Source organism: Nostoc sp. S13 (assembly GCF_029379315.1).
GTDB lineage: Bacteria > Cyanobacteriota > Cyanobacteriia > Cyanobacteriales > Nostocaceae > Nostoc.
Window position 1 is genome coordinate 1 of sequence record NZ_JAQYWQ010000172.1, and the last position, 10,536, is coordinate 10,536.

Here is a 10,536-nt window from a genome sequence, read left to right on the forward strand (position 1 = left end):
TTTCGTAGTGGCGGGTCTGAATCCCCCACTGATTGCATTCTGACGAATGTATTCTTCTTCAACTAAAAATTAGGTTTTGACCATTACTATACAAGAGACCTCTTGCATAAATTAAAAATAAGAACCCCACCCCGCCAAAGCTGTGCTTTGTCTCCCCTAAGAGCAAGCTTTTAGGGGTTGGGGTGAGGTGTTAGGGACTTTTCCAAGATGTCTATTCTTTTTCACCAGATGACTAGTAAAAATTACATTCTAAGTTTTACTAATGATGACAGGTATTTGTATCTCACTCAACTGCACACCGCTATAAAGGCTTGCTTAGTAAGCAGCTATCTCAGCACCAGGATCAATATAAATTCCCGTACCATTGCGATCACGGGTACAGGTAAGAACCATTGTGGTTGGCTGGGCGATCGCCTGAATTAATAACTAGAACCTATCCCACTAATGTCCTACTCAAACTTCATTGCCTCACAGCTACTCGTCAAAGAGGGGACAGTGAAAAGTTACAACTTTCCACCCCGTCAAATTGCCTATTTTATCTCGGAAGTTTTAGTTTTGGGAGTAGTTCTAGACGATGGAGAAGTTGTATTAATTCAGCCAGATAAGGGATGTAACGGTGGGCAAAAGAATTTTAAAGCACATTATGGTATTTTTGGATAAAAAATACTGTAATTACTCAGAAATTTATTAAAGTTAATGCAATTAGCAGGTCATAATATCCATTCCGAAGCGCGATCGCCCAAATCTAGAGGAATGCTAACAGCTTTGCCGAGCCGGGGGCGATCGCGTGTTTGGGCAATAAATGTTTGTACTTGTGTTGACCCACCCAAGGCATGAAGATAATTGGCGATGCTATCAAGATGCTCTTGGTACTCCGCCTCGTTCAAGGGAAAAGAAACTTGCTCCAGATATTTCCACATGACCTGCAAAAATATCTTTCCCTGTGCCCGCCGCAACTGGACATCGTAAGAGTATCCCCATTTATCAAGCAACATCTGACGTAATTCCTGTCCTGTCATAGCTTTTCTCAATCAGATTTTACATTTAGTTATGATGTTAAGTTCCGTGACTCCAGTATGATAAGGATATAAAGAAATGTAATGCTAACAGAAAAGATGCTAAATATATCTTGGAACAGAGAAGTATGGCATCGTTGTGAGCGCTAGCATTTCGACTTAGACAAGAGTTGCTCAAGTACTAGTACTGTTGTCAAAATGCTTAACAAAATACACAAAGAGCGCGTAGATTATGGCTCAATTTTCTGAATCAGCAGACGTGCCCGATATGGGGCGTCGTCAGTTCATGAATCTGCTCACTTTTGGGACTGTCACTGGAGTGGCTCTGGGTGCATTGTATCCCGTTGTCAAGTACTTTATTCCACCTGTTAGTGGTGCTGCTGGTGGTGGTGCAACCGCAAAAGACGAGTTGGGTAACGATGTTAGTGTCAGTAAATTTCTAGAAAACCGGAATGCAGGCGATCGCAACCTAGTCCAAGGACTAAAGGGAGATCCCACCTATATTGTGGTAGACAGCAAAGAGGCGATCAAAGATTATGGCATTAACGCCATCTGCACGCACTTAGGTTGTGTCGTCCCTTGGAACGTTGCTGAGAACAAATTTAAGTGTCCTTGTCATGGTTCCCAGTATGACGAAACTGGTAAGGTGGTTCGGGGCCCAGCGCCCCTGTCTTTGCCTTTAGCCCATACCAAAGTAAACGACGACAAAATCGTTTTGACTCCTTGGACTGAAACCGACTTCCGCACCGGTGATGCACCTTGGTGGGGTTAATCAGTGCTGAGTGCTGAGTAAGGGATGAGGGAATGAGAAAGTTGGGAGTGAGGAAATTGGGAGAATAACCAATGCCCAATGCCCAATGCCCAATGCCCAATGCCCATATGCCCAATGACCAATGACTAATTCAATCGTCGCCCTTATTAGAGATGAGAAATGTTTTCTTAAGAGCGAGGTTAACTCGCAGTGCTAGAGCGATCGTAAAAACATTGCTCATAGCGATCGCTACCGTGACATTTTACTTCACCAGTGATCTAGCCCTTCCCCAATCTGCTGCCGCCTATCCCTTTTGGGCACAGCAAACCTATCCCGAAACCCCTCGCGAACCAACTGGGCGGATTGTTTGTGCCAACTGTCACCTAGCCGCCAAGGTTACAGAAGTGGAAGTTCCCCAATCGGTGCTACCTGACACTGTATTCAAAGCTGTGGTAAAAATCCCCTACGATATCAGCGCCCAGCAGGTTGGTGCCGATGGTTCTAAAGTTGGCTTGAACGTCGGTGCTGTACTGATGCTGCCTGAAGGCTTTAAGATTGCTCCTGAAGACCGTCTTTCCGAGGAACTTAAAGAAGAAGTTGGCGACACTGCCTTCCAACCCTACAGCGAAGACAAAGAAAACATCGTCATCGTTGGCCCTTTACCCGGTGAACAGTATCAGGAAATCATCTTCCCAGTTCTTTCTCCCAACCCCGCAACCGACAAAAACATCCACTTCGGTAAATATTCAGTTCACGTAGGTGGTAATCGAGGACGCGGACAAGTTTATCCTACTGGCGAAAAGAGCAACAACACTGTTTACAACGCTTCCGCTACTGGCACAATTAGCAAGATTGCCAAAGAGGAAGATGCAGACGGTAATGTTAAATATCTAGTAAACATCCAGCCCGAATCTGGTGATGTTGTTGTTGATACGATTCCTTTAGGGCCAGAACTGGTTGTTTCCGAAGGGCAAACAGTTAAGACTGGTGATGCTTTGACCAGCAACCCGAACGTCGGTGGATTCGGTCAAATAGATGCAGAAATCGTATTGCAAGATTCTTCTAGAGTCAAATGGTTGATTGCGTTCATCGCTCTTGTAATGTTGGCTCAAGTTATGCTGGTGCTGAAGAAGAAGCAGGTTGAAAAAGTTCAAGCTGCTGAAATGAATTTCTAATTTTTTTGTTCAATCATTATTTGTAGGACAGGCAAGATGCCTGTCTTTTTTTATATGTTATGCTTCCAAGTATGCATATAGCACTCAAAGCTTAATATTGGGACTTAGACAAAAAACACCAATAAAATGCCTGGTATCTTCCTACTTAGGAATTAGCTCATGGCTGTAAAAATTTATCCCTTAACTCATGCAAAGGTAGGAAATCAAGATGGGTTTCGCTTACCTCGCGCATTCTCTAAGGATTATCCCCATTTAGCTAATGCTTCAGGCCATATTGAAGTGCTATTTGATATAGCAATCCGATTTGATTTGTGAAAAAATCTAAGTATATGTAGGGTGTGTTATCGCGTAGCGTAACGCACCTGGAATCAGAGGTGGTGCGTTAGCCTTTGGCGTAACGCACCCTACGTATATTTCAAAAATCAAATATCAGTCCCATAACACGTTCTTAGTTAGATTAGAAACTGATGGAGATGAGGGCATTATGATGAGCCTTTTTCTTGACTTTCTCATGAAAGATGCTATGCAGAATCCTTCTAAACTTGTTCCTTATACCCAAGAAATGAGCGATGAAATGGATGATTTACTAGCTGAGGTGAGGATTTTTCCATTGTTGAAACTTGATGGTGAACTATCACCTTATATTGAGTCAGTAATCGAAACGTTTTCCAGTCACGGATTTGATGTAAAGGTTCAGCCTGTTGCTTACGAATTTCAAAAAGGGGGCAACCAAATGTTGAAGATTATAACCTGTGTGAGCGGATAAATATCATTTCAAGAAGCACAATTGCAAACCTGAGATTTGAAGATTATGAACGCCATGCCGCCAGGGACTTTTGAAGTGAGACATTATCACTAGCGATGTCTACGGCTGGCTACGCCTACACGATTTGGAGTTTTTGGTGATTTCTCAACCTCCCAGTTATGGCGATCGCATTTTGAGCGATATTATTAAACCTAGCCCTAGTTGAGTTGAGGTATTAGCCCGTGACAGTCTCAATAGAGTATATCCCCATTACCCCGATTGAGTACCCAGATGAGGACGGTAAGCCAATGGCTGAAGGTGATTTACAGTGCAGTTACTTGACTTATGCAAGAAATGTGCTAAGGATTTATTTCCAAAATCACCCAGATGTATACGTCGCTGGTAATCTATTTATTTACTACGAAAAAGATTATCCAGAATCGGTTGTCGCCCCAGATATATTTGTAGTCTTTGGAGTGGAAAACCGTGACAGACGCTCTTACAAAACCTGGGAAGAAAATAATCAAACCCCAGATTTTGTTCTAGAGATTACCTCAAAAAGCACCCGCAGCAAAGACCAAGGTGCAAAGAAAGGAATTTACGCCTTTTTGGGAGTGAGTGAATATTTCCAATATGACCCCACAGGCGATTATCTTAATCCGCAACTCCAGGGTTTACACTTGGTCGATGGGAATTATTTCCCAGTGCTAGCCAATACCTTGCCAGATGGTACAGTGTCTCTACTGAGTGAAGTTTTGGGGTTAGAGTTACGCCTGGTAGCAGGAAAACTGCGTTTTTACAATCCGGCTGTGGGTCAAACACTCCTAACTCATGAAGAGGAAGCAGCTGCACGACAAGCCGCAGAAGAGGCTCGACAGCAAACGGAAGAAAAGGCGCAAAGATTAGCTGCTAAACTCCGAGAATTAAATATTGATCCAGATAGCCTTTAGCTAAATCCGACAGTGTTAATAAAATAATCGGGTGAGTATGATTTACCCACCCTCTCAAATGTAACAAGAGGCGACAGAAGCAAAACAGGCTAAAAATTTTATTTTATAAATGAAAATTAAATTTTCTTTATTTGTTAGGTAGCTTTTCCTATTTCAAATGTATAATCTATGATTTATTTATATTTAGTGAATGTATAATCGATCATTCATTATTATTTATATTCACCTCTATTACTTGTTTCTCGGTTGAGATTGTGGTAAGTAGAGTATCCTCTTTGAAAACATAAGACAGTATCACCTAGTAGTCATTTATTGACAGAGTTAGGGAAGTTGTGCTGGCCTAAACTTTTAGCACAGAAATGATGAGCCATTATATGAATAGTTCCCATGTTTATGGCACTATCCAATGTCTCAAGATTTATTAAACTCCTTTCAAGAAGCATACAGCAATCTCGAACTGTTTCCCTTGATGGAACGGAACGAAATGGAAAGATTTAGAGTCGAATATGGCGATGACTTGATTGCAGACCTTAATCAACTAGTGGAAGATAGTCCCAATCGAGATGGCAAAATTGTCTTTACAGGACATCGAGGATGTGGTAAGTCTACTTTGTTAGCTGAGTTTAGCAGACAAATTGAAAATAAATATTTTGTAGTTCTATTCTCTATTGCTGAAAAAATTGAAATGTCGGCGGTTAATCATATTAATATACTGTTTGCGATCGCAGTTAATTTAATGACAGAGGCAGAAGCACGCCGAGTTGATATTCCTCAATCTACTAAAGAAGCTCTTTATAAGTGGTTTGCTACCCGGACTCGCACTGAAGAATTAAATTTGCAGGCAGAAGCTAGCATAGGTTTTGACCTCCTAAAGTTGATTAGCTCTAAATTAAAAGTTGATGCTAGCGTTCGTGATGAAATTAAACAAGAATTTGAACGCAAATTATCAGATTTAGTTGCCAGAATTAATGAAATTGCTGCTCTGATTCAAGTTGCAACTCAACAAAACGTTTTAGTAATTATTGATGATTTAGATAAACTTGACTTAGGAAGAGTTAACGAAATTTATAGAGATAACATTAAAGCTCTTTGTCAACCTAACTTTCAAATTATCTATACTATCCCGATCGCAGTACTTCGGGAAACATTTCTCAGCACAATAATTACCACTGAAACCAACGACCAGGTTGTGGCAATGCCTGTTTTAAAAATATTTGAGAAAGGTAAAAATCGCTTCCCTAACGCCCAACCTCGCTTGGAAGCAACAAAGATTCTCGGTGAAGTTTTACAAAAGCGGATATCCAGTGAATTAATTGCGGCAGAAACTGCTGAAAAAATGGTGATTTCCAGTGGTGGCGTATTGCGAGAGTTAATTCGGATTGCTAAAGAATGTTGCCGTATTTGTTTGCGGATTATCCGGCGAAATCCCTCAGCAGAAGTTATCATTGATGATAAAATTCTCCTGGAAGCAATCAATAAAATCCGCAATGATTTTTCCATCCGTTTAGGAAAGGTTGATATAGAAATTTTACAGAGTGTTTATCAACAATTTATGCCCAATGACCCCAAACAAGTCGAGTTTTTGGATTTGCTACATGGGCTGTATGTTCTAGAATATCGCACTGATGAAACTTGGTACGATGTTCATCCAATTATTATAGAAACCTTGAAAATAAAGGGAGCTATTAATGTTAAATGAAGAATTATTAGATGAGGAAGGAAAAAATCAAGATGCGTATGATGATTTAATTGTTTCTATTGAAGCTCAAAAGCGGGGATTAAATTTACTGATTGCGGTTGGCGATGATGCTAGCTTTCGGGATGAGATTATAGCCCAATATGAAGCTGAACTACAACCGAAGCTTCCTTCATATCGAGTGACATTAGCACGTCAGGAACCGAGCCTAAAAGCTGCTCTTAACCAACTGATACAACAAGAAGAATATCTCCGTGAGCAGAACCCGGCGGCGATCAGTGTGACGGGTGCTGAACAACTTTATTTTCTCAGACTTGGAAATGAGCAATCAGAACAGGAGAAATTTTTTGGTTACTTACAATGGACAAGGGAAGGATTGCGCGAGTTTCCTTTTGCGATCGTGCTTTGGGTAACTAACCAAATTTTAGTCAACCTAATTAAAAAAGCCCCTGATTTTTGGAGTTGGCGTAACGGTGTATTCCGGTTTGAATCTAAAAAGACAAATGCTATTCCTGGTAAAGAACTAGAAAATATCCGCTTTGTTTTTAGAGACACAGAATTAGCCAGCACAGATACTAATGAAAATAACCCCTTTTTATTGCCCATCCAAGATTTACAAAGGCTAATCGAGAAAGTAGAACAGGAACGGGGAACTAAAGATCCCACTTTAGCTACCTTATATTCCAGCTTAGGTGATATTTACCGCAGCAGATTAGATCGTGGTGAATCTCAAAATTATCAAGAAGAACAAGAATTAGCAATTAAGTATTTGCGTGAGGCGAGTGAGCTACAAAATGAATTAGGTTTGCAAATAGACTTAGCTACTAGCCTCAACAATTTAGCAGGATTATACCGTGCAACAGGACGCTACAGCGAAGCCGAACCATTATATCAACAAGCTTTAGAACTGAGAAAACGTCTTCTGGGAGATAATCATCCTTCTTTTGCTACTAGCCTGAATAATTTGGCAGGACTCTACAAATCTACTGGACAATATAGTAAAGCGGAACTCCTATATCAACAAGCTTTGGAACTGAGGAAACGTCTTTTGGGAGAAAACCATGCCGATGTTGTTGCCAGTTTGAACAATTTGGCATTACTATATGATGAACAAGGACATTATGAGGAAGCAGAACCTTTGTATCTGCAATCATTAGAACTTGAAAAACATTTGCTTGGCGAAAATCATCCTTCTTTTGCTCTCATACTGAATAATTTAGCGCTACTTTATTATCATCAAGGACGTTACAGCGAAGCTGAACCCTTGTCGCAACAAGCAATAGAACTAGATAAGCGATTTTTGGGAGAAGAGAATCCTGATGTTGCAACAGATTTGCACAATTTAGGTTTAATATATCGCGCTCAAAGACGCTACAATCAAGCCGAATCTTTGTTTTTGCAATCATTGGAACTCAAGCAGCGTCTATTGCAAAAGGCGCATCCGCTTTTAGCAGATACTATCTACGCTCTTGGTTATATGTACAGGGAGCAGGGGCGTTACAATGAGGCGGAACCTTTATGTATAAAAGCCTTAGAACTTGATAAGCACCTATTGGGAGAAAATCATCCCAATGTTGCAGAAAGTCTCAATAATTTGGCAGAAATCTATCGTGCAACAGAACGTTATAGCGAAGCAAAACTGCTTTATCTGCAAGCTTTAGATATTTGTGAACGAGTCTGGGGCGTAAATCATCTTCGTAGTGTCACTGTCCGTCAAAATCTAGAAAAACTTGCCGCAGCAATGCAGAATAATTAATAGGATAAAAATCTCACGCAGAGGCGAAGATAGAAAGTAAATTTTAAGTAGGGTGTGTTATGGCTTTAGCCTAACGTACCATATATATAGTACTGCGTTGGCTACAGGAATTTGATTTTTACTTGAGTAACGATCGCCTTTTTTTAAAGCTAAGTTTGCACTATATAATTGCATCATCTAAGCGGTGCGCGATCGCCTTTTTCTCAAGCCAGGTTTGAGAATGGTGCAAGGTCTTGGTTTTCTCGCTGATCTATGGTAAGTTTAACTACAATCCAGCAGGTGAGCTGTTGTTAAGCTGGTTCAAAACTTTATATGGCGGATAGCAGTACAGGTAATCCCAATTCTCGACAAGAGTCTATTCTGAACGCTAATGTCAGCGATCAAGCAGCAGAGTTAGACTCTCTTGGTTTTGAACCTTATGTTAGTGCGATCGCAGAGTTTTTAACCAATCCTGTAACTCAACCTCCACTCACTATTTCTATAGAAGGTGCATGGGGTAGCGGTAAGTCTTCTTTTATGAAGCAACTCCAGAAAGCCATTGAAGAAAGTCAACAGAAAAAGTTTGAGAAGAAGTTACAAAACGATCTGGGAAAGCTTGAAATCAATGCAAGGAAAAAGATTAGAAAGTTTCCCAAGCAACTCTGGTGGTCGCTTGATGACACTCTTGAATTTATTTCTGTTCAAAGTTTATCTATTTTAATTACTATATATAAATCTTTACGTTTAAATCTTAACAAGCTACAACCTAAGCCAAAAACAGTTTGGTTTAATGCTTGGAGACATGATAAAGCAGAAGCTTTATGGGCAGCTTTTGCACTGGAATTGTTGCGAAAAATCTCTACACCTCGCTCTACTTCTGATTACTTACCTACTGGGATTGGTCACATTAAACTATTATTCTTTCGCGTCAATTTGAAAGAAGGCTGGCTAGATTTTCTTCGGACACTTGCCCAATTATTGATTGGTATCTCTGCTATTGTAATCATTGGTATTTTTTCTTTTTTAAAAGGACCGGCATGGGTTGAACAATTGTCTAAAGGCGTAAAAGATTTAAATATACGTCTAGAACAGACTAACAAAACTAAAGAAAAAGATAGTAACTCTCAGTCCAAAAATAGTAACGACCAACCAAAGAAGGAGAGTTCATCTCAGCAAAATAATAATTCTAATCAAAGCAATACTAATAATCAAGGTAACACAGAAAACTCCCTTCCAAAAAATCCCTATTCTATACCTATTGGAGCCGCTGGTATTGGAGGTTCAACTTTAGCCGTTATATCACTATGGCAGCAACTTCGTAAATTAGTTGGAGACCCTAAAAAAGCGCTGATTCAATATCTCCAATCACCTGATTATAAAAGTCAGATTTCTTTTGTGGAGAAGTTCCATGAAGACTTTAAGAAAATTGTCGAAGCTTATGCAGGTAAAAACAATAAAGTCTATGTTTTTATTGATGACCTCGATCGTTGTGAGTTTGCTAAATCTGCTGACCTGATGCAGGCTTTTAACTTGATGATATCCAACGATCCTCATATAATTTTTATTCTTGGTATGGATAGAGAGAAGGTAGCAGCAGGTCTTGCAGTCAAGTACAAAGATATTCTCCCTTATTTGCCTTCATCCTCAATTGCACCTAACACTGACAATAAAGATAGCCGAAGCTCATTCTTGAGTGGCATAGAATACGGTTATGCTTTTCTTGAGAAGTTTATCCAAATTCCCTTTCAAGTACCACAACCAGCTCAGTCAGACTTTCAGCGTTTTTTAGATAAAATTGCCCTTCCTATTCAGCAAAAAAAGAAGCCCAATTTTTGGAAGTCTATTAGGAATAATATTTACACATTATTAATACAATTTAATAATAAGCAGCAGCCAATAAATCCAGAAGTACAACCTTCACAAGTGCAACCCCAACAAACACAAACTCCACAACAAAACAAATTAGAGCATCGTGAGAGAATCAAATTTAATGTAACCCAAGATTCTCAAACGGTTCGGGATATTGTGTTAATGGTCGCCTCTGCTTTAGATTATAATCCGCGTCGTTTGAAGCAGTTTATTAATTTATTCAGACTCAAAACCTATATTGCCAGTAATACAGGACTCTTTGATAAAATAGTTGATGAATCGCAAGGTGCGAGTATTAATCAACTTTTGACCTTAGAGCAATTGGGTAAGTTTACTGCTATTAATGTGAAATGGCCGCGGCTACTTGTTGATTTAGATGTAGACCGTAAGTTACTCACAAATTTACAAAAGTGTGCGCTTAATCATACTCCTGACTTTGACTTGAGTCAGTGTAATGAGATTACAAAATATTGGAATGGTAAACCCAAATTATTGGAACTACTCCGCTATTCTGATATAAGTCAGTCTTCTCAATCAGGAACAATAGACTTATCCACAAATAAACCTCAAAATAGCTGAAACCCTTACATAGCTGGCTT

At 39.8% G+C, this 10,536-nt stretch carries 11 protein-coding genes; 10 read left to right on the plus strand and 1 reads right to left on the minus strand.

Annotated features, from left to right (window positions below; all coding sequences use genetic code 11):
- Positions 1-207 precede the first annotated feature (207 nt).
- Together PUQ00_RS30535 and PUQ00_RS30540 are read left to right on the plus strand one after the other, a co-directional pair.
- Positions 208-423, plus strand: coding sequence for a hypothetical protein (locus tag PUQ00_RS30535; RefSeq protein ID WP_300423525.1), 216 nt, complete (start codon positions 208-210; stop codon positions 421-423).
- Between the two features lie 72 nt (positions 424-495).
- A complete protein-coding gene (locus PUQ00_RS30540) occupies positions 496-660 on the plus strand; it encodes a hypothetical protein (protein WP_300423526.1) in 165 nt (54 codons plus the stop codon).
- Between the two features lie 50 nt (positions 661-710).
- Here the strand turns inward: PUQ00_RS30540 and PUQ00_RS30545 are convergent, their stop codons facing one another.
- Positions 711-1,019 carry a DUF3067 family protein gene (locus PUQ00_RS30545; RefSeq protein WP_300423528.1) on the minus strand — a complete coding sequence of 103 codons (309 nt, stop codon included), beginning with the start codon at positions 1,017-1,019 and terminating at the stop codon, positions 711-713.
- 229 nt (positions 1,020-1,248) lie between these two features.
- Between PUQ00_RS30545 and petC the strand changes: the two genes are divergently transcribed.
- The 8 genes from petC to PUQ00_RS30585 all read left to right on the plus strand — a co-directional run bounded on the left by petC (position 1,249) and on the right by PUQ00_RS30585 (position 10,516).
- Entirely contained in the window at positions 1,249-1,788 is a 540-nt protein-coding gene (gene petC / locus PUQ00_RS30550) for a cytochrome b6-f complex iron-sulfur subunit (RefSeq protein WP_300423530.1), read from the plus strand.
- 152 nt (positions 1,789-1,940) lie between these two features.
- The gene (gene petA, locus PUQ00_RS30555) at positions 1,941-2,942 is read left to right on the plus strand and encodes a cytochrome f (RefSeq protein WP_300423532.1); all 1,002 of its coding nucleotides are present in this window, start codon (positions 1,941-1,943) and stop codon (positions 2,940-2,942) included.
- Positions 2,943-3,101: 159 nt separating this feature from the next.
- Positions 3,102-3,257, plus strand: a complete 156-nt coding sequence (locus tag PUQ00_RS30560) for a hypothetical protein (protein WP_300423533.1) — start codon at positions 3,102-3,104, stop codon at positions 3,255-3,257.
- Positions 3,258-3,426: 169 nt separating this feature from the next.
- Complete coding sequence (locus tag PUQ00_RS30565; protein ID WP_300423535.1) at positions 3,427-3,708, plus strand: hypothetical protein; 282 nt, start codon at positions 3,427-3,429, stop codon at positions 3,706-3,708.
- 221 nt (positions 3,709-3,929) lie between these two features.
- The gene (locus tag PUQ00_RS30570; RefSeq protein WP_300423536.1) at positions 3,930-4,637 is read left to right on the plus strand and encodes a Uma2 family endonuclease; all 708 of its coding nucleotides are present in this window, start codon (positions 3,930-3,932) and stop codon (positions 4,635-4,637) included.
- A gap of 406 nt (positions 4,638-5,043) precedes the next feature.
- Positions 5,044-6,336: an ATP-binding protein gene (locus PUQ00_RS30575; RefSeq protein ID WP_300423538.1), complete on the plus strand. Its 1,293-nt coding sequence runs from the start codon at positions 5,044-5,046 to the stop codon at positions 6,334-6,336.
- A complete protein-coding gene (locus tag PUQ00_RS30580) occupies positions 6,326-8,089 on the plus strand; it encodes a tetratricopeptide repeat protein (protein WP_300423539.1) in 1,764 nt (587 codons plus the stop codon). The genes PUQ00_RS30575 and PUQ00_RS30580 overlap by 11 nt, the downstream gene beginning before the upstream one ends.
- Positions 8,090-8,401: 312 nt before the next feature.
- Complete coding sequence (locus tag PUQ00_RS30585; RefSeq protein WP_300423541.1) at positions 8,402-10,516, plus strand: P-loop NTPase fold protein; 2,115 nt, start codon at positions 8,402-8,404, stop codon at positions 10,514-10,516.
- The last annotated feature ends 20 nt before the right edge of the window (positions 10,517-10,536 follow it).